Raw genomic sequence first — 24,077 nt, 5'->3', positions numbered from 1 at the left:
ATCACTTGTATTTTTTTTTTTACCTATGAGAAAGGTGAGCTGACAATCCTATCAGCTCACCGCTCTTTTTTTTACAATGACGCCCTTAAGATCGTTAGCACATCGTTTTTATTTAGCTTTTTAAAGTTACCAAATTCACCATTCGACATTGCTTTATCTGCGATTAGCTCTAGGTTTTCATCGTCGATGTTATAGTCGCTTAAACGACTTGGTGCGCCAATACTGCTCCAGAATTCGCTAAGCTTTTCGATTCCTTCGAGAGCAACATCTCGATCTTCCTTGCCTTTTGCTTCAACATTAAAAACTCGTACAGCTAATTGCTTAAAGCGACCGATGTTTTCATCTACCGTATGCTTCATCCAATTAGGGAAAATAATTGCAAGTCCACCTGCATGTGGAATATCATAAACAGCTGATACAGCGTGCTCGATATTGTGAGAAGCCCAGTCACCACGGTAGCCCATCTGAAGGGAGCCGTTTAATGCGATGGTACCGGAATATAAAATCGTTTCACGAAGCTCGTAATTTTCTAGGTCTTCAATTAATTTTGGAGCTGCTTCCATTACCGTCGTTAACACCGATTCACAGAATCGATCCTGTAATGGAGTATTCGTTGTATGGTGAAAGTATTGTTCGAAGACATGTGTCATCATGTCAACCATGCCATAGACTGTTTGATCTTGTGGCACTGTAAAAGTGTTAACAGGATCTAATATTGAAAACTGAGGGAATGTTAAAGCACTTCCCCAGCCGTATTTTTCTTTTGTTTCCCAGTTAGTGATTACAGAGCCGGAATTCATTTCAGACCCAGTTGCAGCCAATGTTAAAACCGTTCCGAATGGAAGTGCAGTTTCAGGGAAATGTTTGCGCGTGACAATGTCCCATGCATCTCCGTCATACTTAGCACCAGCAGCAATCGCTTTCGTACAGTCAATAACACTTCCACCACCAACTGCTAATAAAAAGTCGATGCCTTCGTTCTTACAAATTTCCACACCACGGTGAACAGTCGAAAGCCTTGGATTCGGCTCAACGCCCGCAAGCTCATACACTTGTGAATTCGTTTCATCTAGTGCAGCAATTACTTGGTCATAAAGACCGCTCCTTTTAATACTTCCGCCACCATAAACAAGTAAAACCTTTTGCCCGTATTTAGGCACCTCAGTTTTTAGCTGATCAATTTGCCCTTTACCGAAAATCAATTTTGTTGGGTTTTGATATGTAAATTTATCCATTATTTATCGCCTCCATACTTAGATTATGTACATTGCCGAAATTCTTGTAAAGAAAAGCGCTCTTAGTGATTTTTTTTATTGAATGAATATAATATGGACTTTTTAAGCAATCTAATAGATGTAGTGACACATACAAGGAGGTTACAACATGAGCTCAATTCAACGTATTGCACTAGTTCTAACAATAATCGGAGCTATAAACTGGGGTTTAATTGGTTTTTTCCAATTTGATTTAGTAGCAGCCATTTTCGGTGGCCAAGATTCAGCACTCTCACGGATCATTTATGGATTAGTTGGGATTGCCGGTCTAATTAATCTTGGTTTACTATTTAAACCATCAGAAGAAGTAGCTAGGGAACCGAGACCAGAGGCTCGTTAGTCATTATATTTAAAAAGCACTTTGCTAAATCGTTCTCTTCGATAAAGCAAGGTGTTTTTTTGTGTATTTTTTTCAATAATTAATGAAAACTTACTCAATTCAGTCTAAAATTCCACGAAAGTTGGGATGACTTTCAATAAATCACTCGCTTATAATGCACTATAAACGAATTGAAGGTTTCTATAAGCCGAATCGGAGGTTCTATAGGCCAATTTAGAAGTTCTATAAGCCAATCGACTCATTAAGACGCAATTCGACAACAATTCCTTTACCTTCCTTTCTTTTAACAAAAAAAGATGAGTCACAGTTTATCTGTGCTCATCCCTTTAATCAATTATTTCTTTACTTCTTCACGCTTTGATTGCTCGATCCACTCTTCTAACTTGTCTTTCAACGTGTTAAAGCCTTGTGGTGCTTGAGTCAATTCAGCTGCTTTCACAGTTGCTTGACGTTTTTTAGGCTTTCTTGGTGCTTCTTTCTTTTCTTCAACAGGTGCTTCTTCAGTCGCACGGATTGAAAGACTAATTTTTCCAGCTTTTTCGTCAACTGAAAGTACTTTTACTTGTACTTCTTCGCCTGATTTTAAATGTTCGTTCACATCTTTAACAAAACCGTGTGTGATTTCAGAAATGTGAACTAAACCTTGAGTTTCTTCGTCTAGTGCAACAAACGCACCATATGCTTGAATTCCTGTTACTTTACCTGTATGAATACTGCCTACTTCGTATTTGGTTGTCATGAAAAACACTCCTAATTTCTTATATTATACGTTCTCTTATACGCAATATAAAATTATACCACATGTTTAGCACTTTTTCAAAAAAAGGTTTTCATTATTTATTTATTCCCTTACTTACTACATATGAATCCTCTAAGGTATTATGCCCAAAAAAACAGCGAACAAGTTCACTGTTTATTGAAGTGGAGGATAGACAACTTTTGGAATCCCATTTTCATTTTTCATTTTAAACGTGACGGTTTCACTATTTTTCTTCGTGAGTACTTGGTCAATCTCTGACCCATCCTGATTAATATAGTCTGTTCTTAGTTTTACAACTTCATTTGAAAGCTGCTGGTAATTTTGTGGGGCCTGCTTTAATACTTCGATATAGTTTTCTCTAGATGTAACTTTTGAACCTTCTCCTTTATATAGCAGGCTATAAGCAGTGTCATAATCTCCAGTTTCTACTGCATACATATAAAATCTGGTTACCATTGTTTCAATTGAGTTACCAATCGTTGTTTGATCAAGAACACTTTCACCATTTTCCTTGAATTCAACATATTGTGCTTTCATATTAACAGTTAACGGCAAAAGGTATTTATCCATGCTCCTGGAATCACTTGGTTGAAATTGAGCAGGAATATCGATTGAATAACTACTTAATTCAGCATTATACATAAAGTTATTTGCTTCAATCTCTTGATAAAAATTGCCAATAATTTTAGCTGTTTCAGTATTTTTATGGTCCTTTATTATCTTCTCAAAGTTTTCTTTCACTTCTTGTTTTAGGCTTCCATCAAGATTTGAGACTGTGCTGTTAGGAATTCCGTTTAAATAGATTTCAATCCATCTTAGGTAGCGATCTTTAAAGATGTTAATATCCTTGAAATTAGGGTTTTCTGTCATGAATTCTTCGACCCTAATAATCCGTTCTCCGAGTTCTTCATGGGAAATTGATAAAGCAGCATCCATTGCAACTCTCTTTTCACCCTGAACTTGTAGATAAAGTATCATTTCTTCACTTAGAGAAGCTGCTAATTCTTCACTAAACCTTTGGTAATCAGGTTCAATTCCGATATCACCTTCACCCTCGTTGAAGAAAGAGTAACCACTCATTTTTAGTTCAGATACTAAATTTAGATAGTCTTCATCCTCACTAACGATATTGCCTTTCGATAAATCATCGACATGTTTCACGATATCTGTAACTCCAGCTTCTCTATAAGAACCATACCATCTTTCAAAGTATTGCTCATACATCATGTCTAGCTTTTCGAGATATGCTAAAAGCTCTTCATCACTAATTTTCTCGCCATTCCTCACTTTACTTTTTAACAGCTCGTACTCAACTTCAGGCATCGATACCCTTGCATCAATAATTTCTTTTACAATGCTTGAATAGTTTTCTAGCTCGACCTTTGTTGTATAATCTTTACGATTTTCCATTGTCTTAACCGCTTGCTTTGCTTCTTGGACAAATCCGTATTGTTCAACATCTTCCATAGCAAAAAGATTGTTAAGTTCGTCTACTTTCCGCTCATAATACCCTCGTATTTCGTAGTTCTTCTTTTCTATATCTTCTGCAGTTGTAGGTAGTTCCATTTCTTCTATCTGTTCTGGATTCGTTGGTTTACTTCCCTGTTGACCAATTAATTGAGTACCCAATACCCCTGCCAGTAAGAGTACTCCTACAAATGAAGCCACATAGGGCATGATTGTTCTCTTTTTCTTTGGTTTTTCCGTTTTCTTTATTTCATTTATTATTTTTTCAGGTGATGTCTTCGTAGGAATTTCATTATATGCACCTTTTAGCTTTTGTAAACGATCTTCTAATAACTTATCCTCCATGTTTTTCACCTTCTTTCTTCTCGTACTCTTCTAATAATTTTCGTAGCATGGTTTTTCCACGAAGAATTCTTGTTTTTACATTGGATAATGTGATCGACATAATATCAGCAATTTCATCATACTTTTTATCGTGAAAATAATAGAGTACAATCGGAACACGATATTTTTCGTCTAGTTTTTGAATACATAAATGGAGCGCTCGGTCTGCTTCACTCTGTAAAACATGTGCCTCCACGTTCGGATAATCATTTTGGGGCTCTTGTTGTATCTTAAACACTTTTCGAAAATTTGATTGACGTTTCCGAGCGTAATCGCGTGTTACGTTTAGGGTTATTTTATAAAGCCAGGTTGAGAATTTCGCTTTGGAAAATTGATCAAGAAAACGATACACTCGAATAAATACCTCTTGAGTAATATCTTCAATATCTTCTTGTCGATTTCCTAATTGATAAGCGAATTTCTCTACAACTGGAAAATGTGATTCAACAAGTTGATTAAATGCAGTCATATTGCCTTGCTTCGCTTTGCTTACTAATTCATCTTCGTTCATTGTGCTACCCTCCTTATCTAAAGCGCAAGCGGCTTGTTTAGAGGTAGAAAGGATAAGATCGCGATGTCCTGTCTGTCGCAACGCCTTTCTGACCTACATCCTGTAGTCCACAGGCACGTCCTGTGCGTTTGTGCTAGCCGCTGGAGCTGGCTCTAGAAATGCAAACTTTGTACAAATTTTTATACCTTTTCCAAGTCTGATCTCCTATGAAACACAATCCGAACCAAAATTGTTTCACTTTAAACAAATAATAGTCATGAAAGTGGTATAGGTAACAGTATTTGCTTTTTGTTTACGATATTGCAAAAATCATCAAAAATTAAGTTTAATGCCATAATCAACCGGGAATACTATTACCATTAAGGCTTTCTAGTATTCCCCCCTTTTGTTTTTGGACAAAACCTAAATGGTTTTGTCTTTTTTGTGGTGAATAGAAATAAAATCCAAAAAAAAGACGCCATGATCGTTTCCGATACTAGCGTCCATTTTTTTATAGCTTTTTAACGAACCGATCGATTCTTTTCAATGCTTCTTGTAATTGCTCTAATGAAGAAGCGTATGAGCATCTTATGTACCCTTCTCCACTTTCCCCGAACACACTTCCTGGAACGACGGCCACTTTTTCCTCTAGTAGCAATCTTTCCGCAAATTGTTCAGAGCTCAGACTTGTTGACTTGATCGAAGGAAATGCATAAAAAGCTCCTCCTGGCACGTGGCAGGTTAGCCCAATCTCATTCAGGGAGCCGACAAATAAATTTCTGCGTTGTCGGTAGCTTTTACGCATGTGATCCACATCTTCTAACCCATTTTTCAACGCTTCAATTGCGGCATATTGGGCCATTGTCGGTGCACACATCATCGCGTATTGATGGATCTTTAACATTGCTTGTGAAAATTCTTTACGCGCAGCAACATAGCCTAATCTCCACCCAGTCATTGCAAAGCCTTTTGAAAAACCAGAAACTAAGATGGTACGTTCTCGCATTCCTGCTATTGAAACAAAGCTAGCATATTCTTCATCATATGTAAGTTCAGCATAAATTTCATCTGAAATCACTAATAAATCATGTTTTTCGATAATCTCAGCTATCTTTTCTAACTCTTTCTTCTCCAAAACAGTTCCAGTTGGATTGTTTGGTGAACATAAAATTATCGCTTTTGTGTGCTCTGTAATTGCTTCTTCCAAAGCCTCTGGCTGCAGTTTAAATTCTTCTTCACCTCTTGTTGAAATTAAAACAGGAGTACCTCCCGCTAGCTCGACTAGTGGTGCATAGGATACAAAGCTTGGGTCAATCACGATCACTTCATCACCAGTATTAACAATGGCTCTTAGTGCAAGATCTATCGCTTGACTTGCACCAACTGTAACAAGAATTTCTTCATTTGCATCATAATGCGTTTTTGTTATTTTTCTTAAATAGTAGCTAATTTCGTTTCTTAATTCTAACAACCCGGCGTTTGCTGTATATGACGTAAAGCCTTGCTCAAGAGATAGAATACATGCTTCTCTAACACTCCATGAAGTGACAAAGTCTGGTTCACCCACACCTAACGAAATGACACCTTCCATGCTGGCAGCCAAATCAAAAAACTTTCGGATACCAGAAGGCTTAATACTTTTGACTGTATTTGAGAGGTAATAACTAGGTTCAATCATGGTGATACAACGATCCTCTTATCTTCGTCATCCTGCTCGAAGATCTTTCCATCATGTTTGTATTTTTTTAAAATAAAATGGGTTGTTGTTGATAAAACTGAATCTAACGTTGACAACTTTTCAGATACAAAATGAGCAATTTCGGACATGGAACGTCCTTCGATGACAACGGATAAATCATAGGCACCCGACATTAAATAAACAGACTTCACTTCCTTAAATCTGTATATTCTGCTTGCTATGTCATCAAACCCCACACCACGTTTTGGTGCTACTTTAACATCAATCATTGCTTTTACTCCTTCATGTCCATCCACTCGAAGCCAATTAACTGTTGTCATATAGTCTATAATAATCCGCTCACTTTCGAGCCTTTCAATGATCTCCCTTGTTCTATCCTCAGGTAATCCAATCATTTTTGCTACTTGATTAGGAGACAACCGGCTGTTCACTTCTAATATCTCCAAAATCTCAATTTCTTGATCGTTTAATTTCATTTCATCTCCCCCTCGTAATGGTTAATATTCTGATAATTATACCATGATTTTTAAAAACAAGAACCACTTACTCGAAGATTTAAACAAAAGAAAATCGGGTACATTTTACATGAGTGCTGATTTTAAATACGGAAATACTAAGATAAATTACTTATAAATTATGGAGTGAATGCTTATGGAAAAACCTCAACATTATCATAACACCATGAACATTCTTGGAATTAATATTCATTACGAAGTGTATGAAAAGGATTCTTCTAAGCCAACTATGGTGTTAGTTCATGGGTTTTTGTCGTCAACATTTTGTTATCGAAGAATTATTCCTCTTTTAGAAAATGAATTTCGAATTATTGCCATTGATCTTCCTCCGTTTGGGAAAACTGAAAAATCGACACAGTTTGTGTATTCTTATAGAAATATGGCAAAAGTTGTAATTGAACTACTTGAGAAGTTGCAAGTGAAGGACGCTGTTTTAGTTGGACATTCTATGGGTGGACAAGTCTCCTTATATGCTGCAAAGGAAAATCCCGAATTGTTTAAAAAGTCGGTCTTACTCTGCAGTTCAGGTTATATGAAACGTTCACACCCATCTCTCATTTTTGGATCATATGTACCTTATTTCTATTTATTCATCAAGCATTGGCTATCAAGTCAGGGGGTAAGGAAAAACTTATGCAACGTTGTTCATGATTGGTCATTAATAGATCAGGAAATGATGGATGGTTATTTAGAACCCTTTTATGATGATAAAATTTTCATGGCGCTAAGTCGGATGATTCGTGATCGTGAAGGGGATTTATCTCAAGAGGATTTAAAGAAAATCGAGACACCCAGTTTATTGATTTGGGGAGATGAAGATAAAATTGTTCCGGTTCATATTGGTGAACGATTGAGTAAGGATCTACCTAATTCGAGCTTTGTATCGTTTAAGAAAACGGGTCACCTTGTTCCCGAAGAACGCCCAGAACATGTTACAGAAAGAATATTGGATTTTTGTTTAGCTTAGACTTAAAACATAGTACATGGGAAAAGAGCAACCGCATTTCATTTGCGAGTTGCTCTTTTATAGTTCACATGAAGCTTCATTTTTTATTAAAAGTAATTTAGTTGCCATTTCCTCACATTTTTTTAAAGGAATTATCTCCTCGAAGGAGAACTCATAGATGGCTTGAATTTTTCTTGAAAGAGGTTTGATTTCATCTAAAGTGTGGACCGCCTGAAGCACGTCAACAGCTTCTGTCTCATAGCTTCCTTCTCCATAGCCAAGCGGATCCCATTTTAATAGCACATCGATGACTCTAATATTTACTTGTCTTTTTTCCATACCAATCACCTTTGTAAAGTACTTTTATCCTGTCATTGTATCATATTTAAAATAGGATACTTAAAATCAAGCTCGCGTATAAATAAATAAAGGATGTGTACTCATGAATCGATTTGATGCTTTAGTTGAACGGAAAATGACGAATTCAGTAAAATGGGACTTAACAAAAGAAATTTTTGGGTATGACGAGTTACTTCCAATGTGGGTGGCTGATATGGACTTTCCCTCTCCTGATGAAGTATTGAAGGCCCTTCATGAACGTGTGAACCACGGTGTATTTGGTTATACAATACCGTCAGAGTCGACTGGAAGAGCTATACAACAGTGGGTAAACCAACGTCATAACTGGAAGACAGACCCGAAGTCGTATGTTTATAGCTCTGGGGTTGTCGCTGCACTTAGTACCTCTGTTTTAGCTTATACGGAGCCAGGTGATCAAGTCGTTGTTCAGCCACCAGTCTATTATCCTTTTTTTGATACAGTTGAAAAAAATAATCGAGTAGTTCTAGGCAATGAGCTTTTACTTGAAAACGGACGCTATGAAATAGACTTTGATGATCTTGGTAAAAAATTAGCGGAAAAGAAAACAAAGCTTTTCTTCCTATGTAATCCACAAAATCCGAGTGGGCGTGTATGGAGAAGAGAGGAGTTAGAACGAATTGCGGAACTATGCATTAAGCATGACGTGCTAATCATATCTGACGAAATTCACTCTGATCTTCTTTTATTCGGAAACAAACACATCCCAATTGCCTATTTATCTGAGGAATTAGCACAAAGGTCTATAACGTGCATTTCTCCTAGTAAAACATTTAACATCGCAGGACTTCAAGCAGCCGCTATTATCATTCCGAACGATTCTCTACGTAGAAAGTATAACGAAATTCAATCAAGTCAAGGCTTTTTCACGTTAAATACGTTAGGAATTGTTGCAATGGAAGCGGCCTATTCATATGGTGAAGGCTGGCTGAATGAACTATTATCCTACCTTGAAGAAAATGTGACATTTCTAACAGCCTATTTACAAGAAAAGCTTCCTGCTGTAAAAGTTATGGTCCCTGAGTCTACCTATTTAGTTTGGCTTGATGCTAGCGGGCTTAACTTAGAAGACAATGAACTTAAGCGACTACTACTGCAAAAAGGAAAGCTTGCTTTAGAACAAGGTTCAAAGTATGGAAAAAATGGTGCGGGCTTTTTGCGTATGAATATAGCCTGCCCGCGCTCGACATTGGAAGAAGGACTAAAGCGGTTTGTGGTTGCCTTCTCATAGAATAATACTTCAATGTGAAGATCAAGGTTTTTTCTACAAAATTGATCTTCACTATTTTTTTCATATCTCTACGTTGTTTAGTATAATTTAATAGAAAATTCTAACTATTAATGGTATAATAGTCTCAAAATGTGATAAAAGGTGACAAAATATGGCGCTGATAAAGGACTTAATTTTACAAGTGACATTCATTCTATTTCCAATTTTTATTTATCAATCGCTATGGCTGAATCAATCACTTTCTTCAGTCCCAAAAACAAACAAACTATTAATTTATTTTCTATCTTCAGTTTCAGCAATTCTTTGTTTTACATACCCTCTTAATTTTTTTATTGTGGATGATATACCATTCACTCTTTTCGGTATCCCTCTGTTCATTAGCATTGTTTACGGTGGTTATTTAACAGGAACACTTGTCATCCTAACCACATTTCTATTCCGTCTATATGGAACAGATTTCGAAGCACTAAGTACACTACTCATTATTCCTTTATATGTTATCTTTCCATTCCTTCTCGTTAAGAAATGGTCTTCGTTTAAGAAATCCCAAAAATTTTTATGGGTCATTTTATTCGGAACGATCAAAACAGTGCTCGTGATTGTTGGATTAATTGCATTAAATAGCTTACAAATGGTGGCGTTTACATTCGAGAAACACCTATGGTTAGATTTTGCAGGAGGTGGAGCCTTTTTAATCCTCATTTTACTGCTTGCGGTATATGCAACGGAATACATAAAAGAAAATGCAATGCTCCGAACGCAAATAATTAAATCTGAAAAACTGTCAATTGTCAGCGAGCTTGCGGCAAGTGTTGCACATGAAGTTCGAAATCCATTAACAGTTGTAAGAGGATTTATTCAATTAATTGGGGATGAAGATGGGTATGATCATTTGAAAAAGAAGGAATACGTTAAATTGGTCTTGACCGAGCTCGATCGAGCACAAGAAATCATTACAGATTATTTAAATTTAGCAAGACATCAGTACTTCGCAAAAAAGAAGCTTAATATTTCGATTGTCCTTCATGAAGTGGCAAATTTAATGACCTCATATGCAAACTATAAAACGGTTACCATCTCTGCAGAAATTGAAGATAATTTGCACGTATACGGGGATGCAACTCGATTAAAACAAGTGTTTATTAATCTTGTGAAAAACTCTATTGAAGCAGTTCCAGAATTAGATGGAAATGTTGTGATTAAAGCATATGCTTCGCATGAGGTTATTCGAGTGAAAATAATTGATAATGGTATCGGAATGTCACCTGAACAAATTGTTCGATTAGGAGAGCCATATTTTACATTAAAGGAAAAAGGCACAGGACTAGGATTAACGGTTACGTTTTCTATTATAGAACACCATAATGGAACGATTCGCTTTCAAAGTGAGTTAACAAAAGGCACATCTGTTACAGTCTCTTTTCCCTTCTTCCGGGAAGAGGATAGTCACCAAATTGATTAATTATTGATAGACAAAAAGGCACAGGATACATTGTGCCTTTAATTCACTCTTCTTCAGGTTGAACTTCTTTTTTGTCTTCCCGCTTTGCTTCTTTTTCAGTTATTTCTCCACAAGCAATTCTTGGACCCGAATCACCAGAAGGCTGTGTCATTCCATCATCTTTTCCTTCTGTGATGATAATGGATGTCCCATCTGGTGGTAATAAAGAGTTTTTTTGTCCTTTAAGCATTGTGAGCTGCGGGGCCACCAATTCTGCTTCTACCATTCCACCATCAGAAATAATATTAGGAAGATCGCCGGCATGAGCTCCTTCTGGGTGTAACAATCCGTGCTTTTTCGCGTCTGGGTTAAAATGATTCCCTGCTGATTTAAAATCTGGTGCCTCGCAGCTTCCCTTTTCATGAATTGCTAATCCGTGCTCTCCAGGAGGTAGACCCTCAAGCATTACCTCGAGCTTTACACCCTCTGCTTGCTCAGAAACACTTATTGTTCCTAATGAATCACCATTCACATTAAACATCTCCACATCCATCTTTGTTGGAGCCTCTTCCATGCAACCAGTTAAAATGAACGGAACGATAACTAATAAATACATTCTTTTTTTCATGATAACCTCCGATTGACCATTAACTATTGACTAGGATTTGTTAAATGGAGAGAATTATACATCATTCAATGGTTGGATAACTTTTAGGTTTTAACAATGGTACAATTCATTTATGGATTCTAATTTATTGAACAATGCATTGCACCTTTATAAATTTAATACACTGGAACTAAAAGGAGGCAATAATTATGGGTATTCCAAAACCACTCGTTCAATTAAATCAACTATTTATTATCGTTAGCATTTTACTCTCACTGATCTTTTCGAAATGGATATTATTGATTCCTCTTATTGTCGGGGTCGTCACTCTCCTGACTAAACAAAATGTTGTTATCTTAATTGGAAAGGTGTTTTTAAAGAAACCACTTGCTAACTATCAGCTAGAGGACAAAGAACAACAATTATTTAATCAATGGATCGCAACAATCTGTTTAGCTATTTCTCTGTTGTTCTTTTCATTAAACTATATAGTATTAGGCTATGCCTTTAGCATCATGGTAATTTTAGCAGCAGGAATAGCGTTGATGGGCTTTTGTATTGGTTGTTTTATTCGATATCGTTATCTGATGTGGAACCATAAACGAAAGCAGGGCTAACTTATAGGAGTTAAGTTTGAAAATAAGAACCAAAATAAACCGATCGTTTCTGCTTTCTTTTCTTTAAAAATGTGAAAAAGTCAACCATTAGATTGACTTTTTCTTTATTCCTTATTCACTTTTTCACTATTTATACGTTGTGCAAGCTTGTCAGACTCTTCTTGCTCTTTTTTAGATAGTTTTACTATGAATTTAAATGCAAAAAAAGCACCGAGTGCAAAAATAAGCATGGTAATACCAGCCGGGATGTATTCAGTCTTATCTTCAGGAAAATATAAAAACAACCCAATTACGCTTAACCATTCGTACATGGTTTCACAACCTTTCTTTCTCCCCTCATACTATAGCAAGTTTCTAATACTTTCTCTAGTTCTTGCGCTATTTCTTCACGAGATTGTCAAACCGATCGACAACACCCTCTTTTCGGCAAAAAAGTAGATTCGTGGTAAAATAGACTAAAGCGATTCCTTCACAATACTTGAAAGGGTGAATACGATGGAAGAATGGAAAATAGGTGACATTGTAACTGGTATTTATAAAACGGGTAAGTATGTAGGTGAAATTACTGATATTCGACCGATGCATTATTTAGTAAAGGTTAAGGCAGTGCTCAAACATCCACAGCAAGGAGATCTTCACAACCCTAAAGATAGTGATGTTCCACTTTTTCACGAACGAAGAGCTCTGGCTTTTAATGAACAAACGAATATCCCAAAACAAATGGTACGACCATTTTTAGATGAAATCCCTGATTATACTGAGTCCTTAAAACGGTCACTTTCACTTGTAAAAGAAGATCTTGACACAAAAGAAGACAACTGGTCAAAAAGATCGTTAGTTAACATTATTCAATTGGAGCAAGAGTACTTCAAGTTCTAAAACAAAAACCAAATCACTTTTATGGAGTGATTTGGCTTTATGTGGCATATTTGTTCAATACTTTTGATAAATCAATTCTTTCTCCGATTGTTGTGGGGCGTGGCCTTGCTAAGTAGCGTTTATCTTGTTCAACGAGCTTAAAAATATTATACGTTGTCATTGCATCATCAAGTGCACAATGATGTCTTCCAGTTCCTTTTTTTCCATATTCCTCTACAGCCTTCCATAACCCCGTTTGATTACGGTCTCCGAAAAACTTTTTATACTCCATTGATAAATCACGGAATTTCCCCGAAAAAGGAAATGCAATGTTTTGTAGTTGACAATTTTGACGCAGTACCTTCATGTCCATATTTCCCCAAGTAATAACCGTATTAGGAGCCACTTGATCATAATTATTTAATAACTCAATTAGTTCATAAAAAGTAATACCATTATCAACTTTAGCTTGAGAAATATGAAGAAAAGATTTACAGCGATCACTCAATAAGGGGAATTTTACTGGCTTTACATATGAGGAGAATTGATGTTCAATTTTTTGATTACGAACAGATACAATTCCAACTTCGATAATTTCTGGATAAAAGCCTTGTGGATTTAATTTTCCTTGTGGCATTGTAAATTCAAAGTCGACAAATAGTAGATGCTGGTGATGGGTTTCCAACTGATTATGTCCCTCCTTCCTTAAACCTTTAGTGTGAGTCGTAAAGCCTTCGTTTCCTTTTCTTTCAACCAAAAAAAGCTAAATTTACGTTTTATTAACATTATATCACCGCACCTCGAAATTTAACTTCATTTTTCGAAAAATAATGAATTACCCCCCGTCCATTTTGTTGAAATCCCTCTAAATTCTTATAGAAAAATCAATAAGTACACCAAATGTGTACTTAAAGGCTGAGAGCTAAATAATTTACATGAATTTCACTGAAAAAAGCGCAAGCGCCTTGTTCAGCCCCGACAAGCATAAGGCGATTCTAAATAGAAGGCGTTCTTTGCCTTCAATTTAGAATTGACTTATGACCTCGAGGGGCTAGGCGCTGGAGCTGGATTCAGAAACGCAGACTTAGTATCAAATTTTATACTTTCTGATACTATGAAAAAAATCAAATTATTTCACGATCCGAAATATTTACTTTATACTATTTAGTAACAGGTAAATAGTTAGGAAGGTGATTTTCATTTCCACACATAAGCGGAATTTACGTATTATGTTTTTTGCAAATTTCTTAGTTGCTGCCAGTGCTACGATGATTCTTCCCTTTTTATCCCTATATATTGAAACATTTGGTCATTTTGAAGACGGCTTTGTTCAGCGTTGGTCTGGTTATATATTTGGTGTTACTTTTTTAATTGCTTTTTTCGTTTCTCCATTTTGGGGACGTTTTGGAGATCGATTTGGATATAAGAAGATCCTTCTCCTAACAGGCTCGGGGATTGCGACAAGCATCTTTCTCATGTCGTTTGTACAGACCGTTTATGAGCTTTTCTTTCTTAGAATGTTTATGGGGTTGGTTACTGGTTTTATTCCAACTTCATTAGCGCTTATTTCCGCACAGACGGCAAAAAAACATGCGGGTAGAACACTAGGAACATTGCAAATGGGGACTGTGTCTGGTGGATTATTTGGTCCGTTATTTGGCGGGCTACTTGCGGATCAATTTGGGTTTGCTTATACATTTTATATTACAGCAGTTGTTATTTATCTGGCTGTTCTACTTGTCTTCTTAGGCATTCAAGAATCACCGTTAAGAACGAAAGTAGATGAAAAGACTTATTATTCACGTAAAGAAGTTTTGCAGCATATATTTCAGCACCGAATTTTAATTACTGTGATGTTTGTAACCTTTTTAATTCAAGTTGGAAATTTTAGCATTCAACCATTACTCTCCCTTTATGTAAACGAACTGCAAGGTCATGCTCGAAACACTGCATTTTTAGCAGGCCTTGCTTTTTCAGCAACAGGGGCGGGAAATTTACTAGCGGCAAGAAGATGGGGAAGTCTAGGAGACCGAATTGGGCATGAAAAAGTGCTAATTGTCCTATTAGCATTATCCGCGCTTTTCTTCATTCCACAAGCACTTGTTACTTCATTGTGGCAACTTGTTCTTTTTCGTTTCTTATTCGGTCTTGCACTTGGTGGCATTATCCCTTGTATTACCGCTTATATCCGTCAAACTGCTCCTGTTTCAATGCAAGGCGAGGTACTCGGCTATAATGTAAGTTTTCGATTTCTTGGAAATGTTGCAGGTCCTGTACTCGGTGGAATTATTGCAAGCCGTTTCGGAATTTCCTCGGTATTTTATGTAACAGCAAGTTTGTTCTTATTGAGTGCTTTTCTCTTGTGGAAAAATTATCAGTACGAGGAAAAATCAGTTGCGAAGGCTAGTTGAGAAGGGATTGTTTAGACACTTACTATGCTTACAACACACCAAAACAATGATACTATTAGACTAGAATTTCTAATAGGAAGAGTGGGAAAACAGTGCGTTCGTTTATTGGTTGGTTATGCGTTTCAATCATGCTTCCTATTTTTCTAGTTATTGTATTAGGAGCAGCGAAAGAAGTCAACGAGGTAAAGAGTATAGGCTCTGTTCTTGATGAGAAAATTCCAATTCAGTCAATACAATTAACTCAAAATAGCTATATTTATGATGATAAAGGTCAACTTGTTTCAGAAATTATTTCTGAGCATGAAAATAGACGCTTCGTTCCATATGAGCAGATTCCAGATACGGTTAAAAACCTTTACCTCGTATCTGAGGATCAGCAGTTTTTTTCGCACTTAGGATTTGATCCTGCTAGCATGGTGCGCGCTGTTTTTATCAATGCAAAAAATCAGTCGATAGACCAAGGTGGAAGCACGATTACCCAGCAGCTTGCTCGAAATGTTTATTTATCACATGAAAAAACCTATAACCGCAAACTTAGTGAACTTTTATATTCCTATCAATTAGAGAGAAATTTTACTAAGGAAGAGATTTTCGAATCCTATTTAAATACGATTTATTATGCGAATGGAGTATACGGGATTGGCTCTGCAGCAGATTACTATTTTAGTAAATCTCTACAAAAATTGAGCTTAGCAGAATTAGCTTTTATTAGTACAATTCCAAACAATCCAACGTTGTATGATCCTATCAAAAACTTCTCATCAACAAAAGTTCGACAGGAGTTATTATTAGCTACCTTGTTAAAACATGAGTTGTTGGAAGAAGAGAAATATAAACAAGCAATACAACAACCCATTACACTTAAAATGAAAAAGCGTGTCGATGTTTATCCCGATTATGTCACGTATGTTCATGAAGAGCTAAATAAATTAATTACTCATAATGATGGGTTAAGGGGAAACGAACTGAAGGATCATATAAATCAGGTTGTCAGTAACGGAATCATCATCCATACTGCACTAAACAGCTCAATGCAAAAAAAGGTCACAACTACAATCAATCAACAGCTTCCTTTTAAAGATGTGCAAGGTGCAGCCGTAGTTGTGAATCATCAAACGCATCGTATTGTTGCCTTAACAGGCGGAAAAAATTATCAAAAGTTCTCGTTTAACAGAGCTTATCAAGCGTATCGTCAGCCTGGTTCTGCTATTAAGCCATTACTTGATTATGCTCCATATATTGATACAACTGGAGCAACCGCCAAAAGCAAAATTAGCGCTGCTACTTTTTGCAAAGTTGACTATTGTCCACAAAATTATAGTGGACATAGCTATGGAAATGTTAGTCTTGAGACGGCATTAAAATATTCCTACAACACATCTGCTGTTAGGTTGCTTGATATAGTTGGATTAAAGAAAGCCTTTTCCTACCTTGAGCCTTTTGCTTTTGAGCACATTTCTGTACAGGATGACCTTTACCTCCCAGCTGCGATTGGGGGATTTACTTATGGAGTATCACCACTTGAACTAACAAACGCTTATTCAACCTTTGCAACCGATGGAGTCTTCCATAAAAATCGAGCGATTGTAAAAGTAACAGATTTACAAGGTAAAACATTATATGAGTGGAAGGATCAGCCTGTCTCAGCTTGGAAAAGCAGCACAAACAAAGAAATGCGCACTTTATTAACTGCGGTTGTAAAATCAGGAACCGGCAAAAAAGCACAAGTAGCTAATTCCTATGTTGGTGGAAAAACAGGAACATCTAATGATTATCGCGATCTTTGGTTTGTCGGGATGACCGATCAATATACGGCTGGTGTCTGGGTTGGAAAAGATAAAAAAGGGACTGTTCAATCAATCTACAATATTGGTCCACAAATGCTTATTTGGAAAAATATTATGGAATGATGAAAGAGGGAGAAAAGATGAAGGATGAACAGCACAAGGTATTGTTGTTTGATGGAGTCTGTAACTTCTGCAACAACACCATAAATTTTGTGATTCGACATGACAAGAAGGGACGTTTTCGCTTCGCAGCTCTTCAATCAGAAGTCGGTCAGGATCTATTGACTAAACACCAATTACCTAATACTGACTTTGATAGCTTTGTCTATCTTGATCATAGTACTGTTTATACAAAATCAACTGCCACTCTCCATGTTTTAAAAGGCATAGGAGGATTTTGGTCCCTGTTTTATGTGTTAATTGTCATTCCCAATCCACTTAGAGATCAAGTCTATCTTTGGATCGCTAAAAACAGGTATAAATGGTTCGGCAAACGTGATCAATGTATGATACCAACACCTGAAGTACGCAAACGTTTTTTATCATAGGGAAGAGCCGCTTAAATGGAAAGCGGCTTTTTTTTATGATCTATTCGAGAGTCTTGAACTCTTTGAAGACTGCGGGAGTTTGCCTAATTTCGTGCTAAGCGCCCAACTTTCGATGCGGACCGCCAAACTTCTTGCCTGAACTGCCCAACTTTCCGGGATGAGTGCCAAATTTTTATGAGAAAAGAATAACGGCCAAACTGAACTAGTCAAACAAATTCAAATTGGCAAGCTCGCCATCACACTATTATATAGACGCACAAATAGGTAAACATTCCCAAGTAAAAAGGTAAACCAAAATAAAACTTGAAAGAGGACTAACCCAATTAACGAATACGAGGTCAAAGCTGAGCTAATTTGATAGACGATAAAGACGAAATAGATAACCGATGTGACCACGAAAACTGCTGCAATTCCTACTATAAATTGAATGGACAATAAAGAAAGCGCGCCACCAATTAAGTAGAAAGAAGATCCGCCTCTGATTTTTGTTAAACTTTCTCCAGTGCTCTCTTTAGAGAAGAACAATAGAGATAGCTCTGTTACAGTATTTGCAATTAGTTTGAGTGCTGAAAACACCATGAAGTAGATTAAAGCAAACAAAATAAATAGAGCCAATTTAATTCCATTAGCTGAAAAAAATTCAAGCATACCATCATAAATTCCGAAAGTTTTCAAATAATCTATCACATGCATGACCGTTGAAATGGATAAAGATGTGCTAAAAAGTAGAATCGATATTAACGGAAAATAACTTGTAAAGTATGTATTTTTCATCGTATGAGTCCTTATCTTAAAATTCCCATCCTCATTATCAATCATGGTCACTTGTTTGACAAGAAGATATGAATTTTTAGAGGGATGAAAAAAATGTGTCTTCGATACAATCTACTAAATAGGAGGAATTGCTATGAACCCTTCTCATTCATCCTATTTCTGTTCTTGCTTCATCACTAATCGTACTTCCCCTATTGATTATCATCTTCCATAATCACAATTATCACCTGTATCTTATGAGCGCAATGGTTCATCCACTTTACATTAACTTCACTCATTTTAGTCTTCCTCTCTCTATCGTTTACCTTCTTTCGTTTACCTTCTTTACAGTTTAGATTTTTAAAGGTTTCAAAAAGAATTCGACTTGAAGTAGACAGTAACTTTCCACAAATAAAAACAGGATGCTCATCAACATCCTGCTAACGACTAACCACTCTCACATATTCACGTGGCTTAAATTTCTCGAGTACATACCTATCATCCGTTAAAAAATCTACAGGTGTTTCAGCGTTTGTTATCTCGGTAAGTGGGGTGTCGAATGTGACCTGATCCACATACTCACGTTTTACTTTCTCATTCGTATACCAGGCACTACTAAACAGCGCTGTAAATATACACCCAGCAGTGATGATCTTTTTTGTATGCATGGTGATCACCTCAATTTCAGCATTTGCTAAAATCGAAAGAATATACAAATTAGCAGAAATTTGTTATCATTTTTATGTTCATATGAACTCGAAATCAACAATTTAAGCTCTAACATCACAGCTCTACTAGGAATCTTATAATTGGAGAATACTACCTTTGAAGCTCAAAATTTTTTTTGTCCGACGTACGGTAATGTTTTTTATATAAGAGTAACTAGTTCATCCATTTCTAGGTTAGGAGGTACATTAGATCATGACATTTTTGCATTTGGCAATTCTATTTCCGCTAATTTTTGCCATACTCATCCCATTTCTTTATAAGTATGTCCAAAGAATTCATACTGGTTGGTTTGTACTTATTGTTCCCGTTGTCCTTTTCCTATATTTTCTGCGTTTTTTGGACGTAACAATGAACGGGGAGACAATTATTGCTGAAGCCGAATGGATTCCTTCGTTAGGGATCAATTTCACAGCATACGTAGATGGCCTTAGCTTACTATTTGCTTTACTTATTACCGGAATCGGTTCGCTTGTTGTCCTATACTCGATTTATTATCTGTCTAAGGTAAAAGAACAATTACATACGTTTTATGTATACTTACTGATGTTTATGACAGCGATGCTAGGTGTCGTTCTATCGGATAACTTGATTGTCCTTTATACTTTTTGGGAGTTTACGTCACTATCTTCCTTTTTGTTAATTGGCTTTTGGTACACCAGGGAAAAATCAAGATATGGTGCACAAAAATCGATGATGATTACGATTTTCGGTGGACTTGCGATGCTTGGTGGATTTGTGATGTTAAACATGATGACAGGTACGTACAGTATTCGAGAAATTATTTCTCAAGTACCTGAAATTGCTCAGCATGAGTTATTTATTCCTGCACTCATTCTCGTTCTTTTAGGAGCGTTTACAAAATCCGCACAGTTTCCCTTTTATATTTGGTTACCTGATGCGATGGAGGCACCAACACCAGTTAGTGCGTATTTACACTCAGCGACAATGGTTAAAGCGGGGATTTACTTGGTTGCAAGATTTAGCCCTGTTTTTGCAGGAACTCCTGAATGGTTCTGGTTGGTTTCGTTTTTTGGAATACTTACGATGTTTTGGGGCTCTTTTAACGCGGTAAAGCAAACCGATCTAAAAGCGATCCTTGCGTTTTCCACGGTGAGTCAGTTGGGGATGATTATGTCCTTACTTGGTGTTGGAGCAGCTGCACTTCACATTGATGCTATTGATGACAGTTATTTCACAGTCGCCACTTTAGCAGCAATTTTCCACCTTATTAATCATGCAACCTTTAAAGGAAGCTTGTTTATGGTAGCTGGGATTATCGATCATGAAACCGGCACACGAGATATTCGGAAGCTCGGTGGGTTGATGAGCTTGATGCCAATTACCTTTACGATCGCGATTATTGGTGCTTTTTCAATGGCAGGCTTGCCTCCTTTTAACGGATTCTTAAGTAAAGAAATGTTTTTTACAGCAATGCTTCGTGTACTCGAACTGAATTTTTTCCAACTAGAAACATGGGGACTGCTATTCCCAATCCTTGCGTGGGTCGGAAGTATTTTCACCTTTCTTTATAGTATGGTTTTGGTTTTCAAAACCTTCACTGGAAAGTATCAACCTGAAAAACTAAAGAAAAAACCACATGAGGCACCGATTGGAATGCTGATTTCTCCAATTATATTAGCTTCACTTGTAGTGATTTTTGGTTTCTTTCCAAATTTGCTTTCCTATTCATTAATTGAACCAGCAATGGCTTCTATTATTCCGTCATTAATAGGCCCTGATCAAAGATTCCATGTTGAAATTTCTTTTTGGCACGGTTGGTCACTTGAGCTTTATATGACAATTGGTGTTGTTTTGCTAGGAACTCTTGGGTATTTTACACTTTCAAAGTGGAGAAGTGTATATCGCATTTTACCTGAAAAGTTAACACTTAATAAATTATACGACAGAACTCTTCTTGGGTTAGACAGGTCCTCTCTAACCATCACACGATTTTATATGACAGGTTCTTTGCATAATTATTTAGCCTATATTTTCGGTTTTTTCATTATCATTCTGGGGACCTCATTAGCATTTCAAGATGCGTTTATGCTAACGTTTAATGGAACCGCAAAAATCGGAATATATGAAGTGATTCTCGCACTCGTAATGGTATTAGGAAGTATAACTACGTTGCTTTCAAGATCTCGTTTAACAGCGATTATTGCGTTAGGATCAGTTGGGTACTCTCTCTCTCTCTTCTTTGTGTTGTTCCGTGCACCTGATTTAGCTTTAACACAACTAATTGTTGAAACAGTTTCAGTTTCTCTATTCTTACTTTGCTTTTACCATCTTCCTGAGCTTAAAAAGAAGGAAAAAAAGCTTCGTTTTCGAATGACCAATGCGGTCCTTTCAATAGGTGTTGGTGTGATTGTGACATTGATTGCATTATCTGCTAATAGTCAACGTGTAAGCGAAACCATCGCTTCGTATTACATAGAAAATAGTTATACTTTAGCTGGTGCTAAAAATATGGTTAACGTGATACTCGTTGATTTTAGAGGTTTTGACACATTATTTGAAATCACCGTACTAGGAATTGCAGCTCTTGCTATCTATAGCATGATTCGAATAAAGGTACAAAAGGGGGAAGAGGGTTGAAAACAAACGTAAAAACAAATGACCTTATTCTGCAAACAACAACAAAGATTGTTACATTTATTATCGTTATTTATTCATTACACCTCTTCTTTTCAGGACATTATACTCCTGGTGGAGGCTTCATAGGCGGACTGATGACTTCAGCAGCAATTGTTTTATTATTGTTAGCTTTTGATATCAAAACAATTGAAAGAACATTGCCAGTTGATTATATAAAAATGGTCGCCACTGGACTTCTCATTGCGGTTTTAACAGGATTGGGATCACTTTTTTATGATGTTCCTTTTTTAACGCATACATTTGATTATGTACAGTTACCACTGTTAGGTGAAACCTCTTTGGCCACTGCAGTTTTATTTGATTTAGGGGTTTATCTCGTTGTGGTTGGCGTCACAATGACCATTATTCAAACGATTGGGGAGACAGAATAATGGAGATACTCATGTCGATTGTCGTTGGAATTTTATTTACCTCTGCAACTTACTTAATGTTATCACGCAGTTTATTAAGAATTATCATTGGAACGGGTTTATTAAGTCATGGTGCCCATCTTTTAATCTTAACAATGGGTGGATTAAAAGAGGGAGCAGCACCCTTGCTTGGGGAGGATGCAGCATCCTATGTTGATCCATTGCCTCAGGCTCTTATTTTAACAGCAATTGTCATCAGTTTTGGTGTTACATCCTTTTTCCTTGTACTCGCTTATCGCTCTTATCAAGAACTAGGAACAGATGATATGGATCTCTTGAGGGGAAATGATCAAAATGAATAATTTAGTTATTTTACCAATAGTTATCCCCCTCCTTACGGGGATTCTATTAATCTTTTTTAACAAAAGAACCACCGTTCAAAAGTGGATAAGTGTGCTAGCATCTGGGTTTGCAGTTGTAATTGCTTGTATCCTTGTGCAAACCGTACATATTTCAGGGATTCAAACATTAGAGATCGGAAACTGGAGACCACCATACGGAATCGTGTTAGTCGCTGACATGTATTCAAGCTTACTAGCTTTAACTACAGGCATCATTGGATTAACCGCTCTTCTATTTTCGTTTACAAGCACATCAGCTGAAAGAGAAAAGTATTTTTTCTATCCTGCTGTCCAATTTCTATTGGTAGGTGTTACTGGTGCTTTTTTAACAGGCGATATATTTAACTTATTTGTATTTTTTGAAGTCATGTTAATGTCATCTTATATGTTAATTGTGTTGGGTAACTCCAAAATTCAACTGAGAGAATCAATCAAATACTTAACAGTTAATATTTTCTCTTCTGCCCTATTTGTTATCGCTGTTGCTTACTTATATGCCGTAACTGGAACGCTAAATATGGCAGATTTAAGCGTCAAGATAGCAGAAAATGGACAGACTGGTCTAATCACTGTGATCTCCATCCTTTTCTTAGTTGTATTTGGGATGAAGGGTGCTATCTTCCCATTATTCTCTTGGTTACCTGGCTCTTACCAGGCCCCACCAATCGCTGTAACAGCATTATTCGGTGCTTTACTAACGAAAGTGGGAGTCTACTCAATTACACGTGTGTATACGCTTATTTTCTATCACGACCCTGGATTTACACATGAAATCTTAGCTTGGTTGTCGGCTTTAACGATTGTATTCGGAGTCATTGGGGCGATCGCCTATTGGGATATTAAGAAAATTGTCATCTACAACATTATTACAGCTGTCGGCGTCATCCTATTTGGAGTAGCTGCGTTCACACCCGCCTCTATTGAGGGATCCGTTTATTATTTAGTTCATGACATGTTTATAAAAGCTGCTCTGTTTTTATTAGTAGGTGCAATGATTGCGGTAACAGGTACAAGCAATCTACGGAAAATGGGCGGCCTCATTAAGCACCACCCACTTCTCGGTTGGATGTTTTTTATCGCGGCTCTATCATTAGCCGGGATTCCTCCATTAAGTGGATTCGTTGGAAAGCTAATGATCGTTAAAGGTGGATTTGAAGCTGAGCAATTTACGATCTCCTTTTTAGTTCTCATGTCCAGCTTGCTTGTTCTTTATTCTGTTATGAAGATTTTCATTAATGGTTTTTGGGGAGAACCCAAGCAAGAAAACATAGAGTATGGCTCCACACGAGGGCTACTCTATCCAATCGCTATCTTGCTCGCCATCTCAGTAGCATATGGCTTAGGTATAGAGTGGATATCTCCTTATATTAATCAAGCTGCAGAGACATTAATCGATCCATCAATCTATATTCAAGCCGTATTGAAGGAGTAGT

General features: G+C 36.8%; 25 protein-coding genes. 13 read left to right on the top strand and 12 right to left on the bottom strand.

Annotated elements, in window-relative coordinates:
- Window positions 1-71 precede the first annotated feature (71 nt).
- Entirely contained in the window at window positions 72-1,235 is a 1,164-nt protein-coding gene (locus ACFFIX_RS06170) for an iron-containing alcohol dehydrogenase (RefSeq protein ID WP_378931648.1), read from the bottom strand.
- A 148-nt stretch (window positions 1,236-1,383) separates the two neighbouring features.
- On the opposite strand from ACFFIX_RS06170, the gene ACFFIX_RS06165 reads away from it, so the two are divergent.
- Window positions 1,384-1,614 (top strand): DUF378 domain-containing protein, encoded by a 231-nt coding sequence (locus ACFFIX_RS06165; protein ID WP_378931646.1) that lies wholly within the window; start codon window positions 1,384-1,386, stop codon window positions 1,612-1,614.
- Between the two features lie 334 nt (window positions 1,615-1,948).
- On the opposite strand, the gene yugI is transcribed toward ACFFIX_RS06165, so the two are convergent.
- The 5 genes from yugI to ACFFIX_RS06140 all read right to left on the bottom strand — a co-directional run bounded on the left by yugI (window position 1,949) and on the right by ACFFIX_RS06140 (window position 6,890).
- Window positions 1,949-2,353 (bottom strand): S1 domain-containing post-transcriptional regulator GSP13, encoded by a 405-nt coding sequence (gene yugI / locus ACFFIX_RS06160; RefSeq protein ID WP_378931643.1) that lies wholly within the window; start codon window positions 2,351-2,353, stop codon window positions 1,949-1,951.
- A gap of 174 nt (window positions 2,354-2,527) precedes the next feature.
- Entirely contained in the window at window positions 2,528-4,186 is a 1,659-nt protein-coding gene (locus ACFFIX_RS06155) for a hypothetical protein (RefSeq protein ID WP_378931641.1), read from the bottom strand.
- Window positions 4,176-4,736 (bottom strand): RNA polymerase sigma factor, encoded by a 561-nt coding sequence (locus ACFFIX_RS06150; protein ID WP_378931639.1) that lies wholly within the window; start codon window positions 4,734-4,736, stop codon window positions 4,176-4,178. The genes ACFFIX_RS06155 and ACFFIX_RS06150 overlap by 11 nt, the downstream gene beginning before the upstream one ends.
- Window positions 4,737-5,226: 490 nt before the next feature.
- On the bottom strand, window positions 5,227-6,393 hold the full coding sequence (locus ACFFIX_RS06145) for an aminotransferase (RefSeq protein ID WP_378931637.1): 1,167 nt from the start codon (window positions 6,391-6,393) through the stop codon (window positions 5,227-5,229).
- Window positions 6,390-6,890, bottom strand: coding sequence for an Lrp/AsnC family transcriptional regulator (locus tag ACFFIX_RS06140; protein WP_378931635.1), 501 nt, complete (start codon window positions 6,888-6,890; stop codon window positions 6,390-6,392). The genes ACFFIX_RS06145 and ACFFIX_RS06140 overlap by 4 nt, the downstream gene beginning before the upstream one ends.
- Window positions 6,891-7,059: 169 nt before the next feature.
- On the opposite strand from ACFFIX_RS06140, the gene ACFFIX_RS06135 reads away from it, so the two are divergent.
- Window positions 7,060-7,896, top strand: coding sequence for an alpha/beta fold hydrolase (locus ACFFIX_RS06135; RefSeq protein ID WP_378931634.1), 837 nt, complete (start codon window positions 7,060-7,062; stop codon window positions 7,894-7,896).
- Between the two features lie 57 nt (window positions 7,897-7,953).
- Here ACFFIX_RS06135 and ACFFIX_RS06130 read toward each other — a convergent pair whose 3' ends face one another.
- On the bottom strand, window positions 7,954-8,214 hold the full coding sequence (locus ACFFIX_RS06130; RefSeq protein WP_378931633.1) for a DUF1871 family protein: 261 nt from the start codon (window positions 8,212-8,214) through the stop codon (window positions 7,954-7,956).
- Between the two features lie 103 nt (window positions 8,215-8,317).
- On the opposite strand from ACFFIX_RS06130, the gene ACFFIX_RS06125 reads away from it, so the two are divergent.
- The gene (locus ACFFIX_RS06125) at window positions 8,318-9,484 is read left to right on the top strand and encodes a MalY/PatB family protein (RefSeq protein ID WP_378931631.1); all 1,167 of its coding nucleotides are present in this window, start codon (window positions 8,318-8,320) and stop codon (window positions 9,482-9,484) included.
- Window positions 9,485-9,635: 151 nt separating this feature from the next.
- Complete coding sequence (locus ACFFIX_RS06120) at window positions 9,636-10,946, top strand: ATP-binding protein (RefSeq protein WP_378931629.1); 1,311 nt, start codon at window positions 9,636-9,638, stop codon at window positions 10,944-10,946.
- Between the two features lie 43 nt (window positions 10,947-10,989).
- Here the strand turns inward: ACFFIX_RS06120 and ACFFIX_RS06115 are convergent, their stop codons facing one another.
- Window positions 10,990-11,553 (bottom strand): superoxide dismutase family protein, encoded by a 564-nt coding sequence (locus ACFFIX_RS06115; protein WP_378931627.1) that lies wholly within the window; start codon window positions 11,551-11,553, stop codon window positions 10,990-10,992.
- Between the two features lie 188 nt (window positions 11,554-11,741).
- Between ACFFIX_RS06115 and ACFFIX_RS06110 the strand changes: the two genes are divergently transcribed.
- Window positions 11,742-12,149 carry a DUF4395 domain-containing protein gene (locus ACFFIX_RS06110; protein WP_378931625.1) on the top strand — a complete coding sequence of 136 codons (408 nt, stop codon included), beginning with the start codon at window positions 11,742-11,744 and terminating at the stop codon, window positions 12,147-12,149.
- A gap of 104 nt (window positions 12,150-12,253) precedes the next feature.
- Here the strand turns inward: ACFFIX_RS06110 and ACFFIX_RS06105 are convergent, their stop codons facing one another.
- Window positions 12,254-12,460: a hypothetical protein gene (locus tag ACFFIX_RS06105; protein WP_378931623.1), complete on the bottom strand. Its 207-nt coding sequence runs from the start codon at window positions 12,458-12,460 to the stop codon at window positions 12,254-12,256.
- Window positions 12,461-12,644: 184 nt separating this feature from the next.
- Here ACFFIX_RS06105 and kapB point away from each other — a divergent pair, with 184 nt between their 5' ends.
- Complete coding sequence (kapB, locus tag ACFFIX_RS06100) at window positions 12,645-13,028, top strand: kinase-associated lipoprotein KapB (protein ID WP_378931621.1); 384 nt, start codon at window positions 12,645-12,647, stop codon at window positions 13,026-13,028.
- A gap of 37 nt (window positions 13,029-13,065) precedes the next feature.
- Here the strand turns inward: kapB and kapD are convergent, their stop codons facing one another.
- Complete coding sequence (gene kapD / locus ACFFIX_RS06095) at window positions 13,066-13,692, bottom strand: 3'-5' exonuclease KapD (protein WP_378931619.1); 627 nt, start codon at window positions 13,690-13,692, stop codon at window positions 13,066-13,068.
- 544 nt (window positions 13,693-14,236) lie between these two features.
- On the opposite strand from kapD, the gene ACFFIX_RS06090 reads away from it, so the two are divergent.
- The 3 genes from ACFFIX_RS06090 to ACFFIX_RS06080 all read left to right on the top strand — a co-directional run bounded on the left by ACFFIX_RS06090 (window position 14,237) and on the right by ACFFIX_RS06080 (window position 17,753).
- Window positions 14,237-15,418 (top strand): MFS transporter, encoded by a 1,182-nt coding sequence (locus tag ACFFIX_RS06090; RefSeq protein ID WP_378931617.1) that lies wholly within the window; start codon window positions 14,237-14,239, stop codon window positions 15,416-15,418.
- A gap of 128 nt (window positions 15,419-15,546) precedes the next feature.
- Complete coding sequence (locus ACFFIX_RS06085) at window positions 15,547-17,328, top strand: transglycosylase domain-containing protein (RefSeq protein WP_378931932.1); 1,782 nt, start codon at window positions 15,547-15,549, stop codon at window positions 17,326-17,328.
- A gap of 17 nt (window positions 17,329-17,345) precedes the next feature.
- The gene (locus ACFFIX_RS06080) at window positions 17,346-17,753 is read left to right on the top strand and encodes a thiol-disulfide oxidoreductase DCC family protein (protein ID WP_378931615.1); all 408 of its coding nucleotides are present in this window, start codon (window positions 17,346-17,348) and stop codon (window positions 17,751-17,753) included.
- A gap of 216 nt (window positions 17,754-17,969) precedes the next feature.
- On the opposite strand, the gene ACFFIX_RS06075 is transcribed toward ACFFIX_RS06080, so the two are convergent.
- Together ACFFIX_RS06075 and ACFFIX_RS06070 are read right to left on the bottom strand one after the other, a co-directional pair.
- A complete protein-coding gene (locus ACFFIX_RS06075) occupies window positions 17,970-18,527 on the bottom strand; it encodes a DUF5366 family protein (protein ID WP_378931613.1) in 558 nt (185 codons plus the stop codon).
- 419 nt (window positions 18,528-18,946) lie between these two features.
- Complete coding sequence (locus ACFFIX_RS06070) at window positions 18,947-19,174, bottom strand: hypothetical protein (protein WP_378931611.1); 228 nt, start codon at window positions 19,172-19,174, stop codon at window positions 18,947-18,949.
- Between the two features lie 253 nt (window positions 19,175-19,427).
- Here ACFFIX_RS06070 and ACFFIX_RS06065 point away from each other — a divergent pair, with 253 nt between their 5' ends.
- From ACFFIX_RS06065 to ACFFIX_RS06050, 4 genes are read left to right on the top strand one after another with little or no spacing between them, the layout of a single operon-like run.
- Complete coding sequence (locus tag ACFFIX_RS06065; protein ID WP_378931609.1) at window positions 19,428-21,833, top strand: Na+/H+ antiporter subunit A; 2,406 nt, start codon at window positions 19,428-19,430, stop codon at window positions 21,831-21,833.
- The gene (locus tag ACFFIX_RS06060) at window positions 21,830-22,264 is read left to right on the top strand and encodes a Na(+)/H(+) antiporter subunit B (RefSeq protein ID WP_378931606.1); all 435 of its coding nucleotides are present in this window, start codon (window positions 21,830-21,832) and stop codon (window positions 22,262-22,264) included. Before ACFFIX_RS06065 ends, ACFFIX_RS06060 begins: the two co-directional genes overlap by 4 nt.
- The gene (locus tag ACFFIX_RS06055; protein ID WP_378931604.1) at window positions 22,264-22,605 is read left to right on the top strand and encodes a Na(+)/H(+) antiporter subunit C; all 342 of its coding nucleotides are present in this window, start codon (window positions 22,264-22,266) and stop codon (window positions 22,603-22,605) included. Before ACFFIX_RS06060 ends, ACFFIX_RS06055 begins: the two co-directional genes overlap by 1 nt.
- A complete protein-coding gene (locus tag ACFFIX_RS06050; protein WP_378931602.1) occupies window positions 22,598-24,076 on the top strand; it encodes a Na+/H+ antiporter subunit D in 1,479 nt (492 codons plus the stop codon). The genes ACFFIX_RS06055 and ACFFIX_RS06050 overlap by 8 nt, the downstream gene beginning before the upstream one ends.
- The last annotated feature ends 1 nt before the right edge of the window (window position 24,077 follow it).

Origin of the sequence: Metabacillus herbersteinensis (assembly GCF_042433335.1) — a bacterium.
GTDB classification, from domain to species: domain Bacteria; phylum Bacillota; class Bacilli; order Bacillales; family Bacillaceae; genus Metabacillus; species Metabacillus herbersteinensis.
This window is presented reverse-complemented; position numbering and strand designations above follow the sequence as displayed.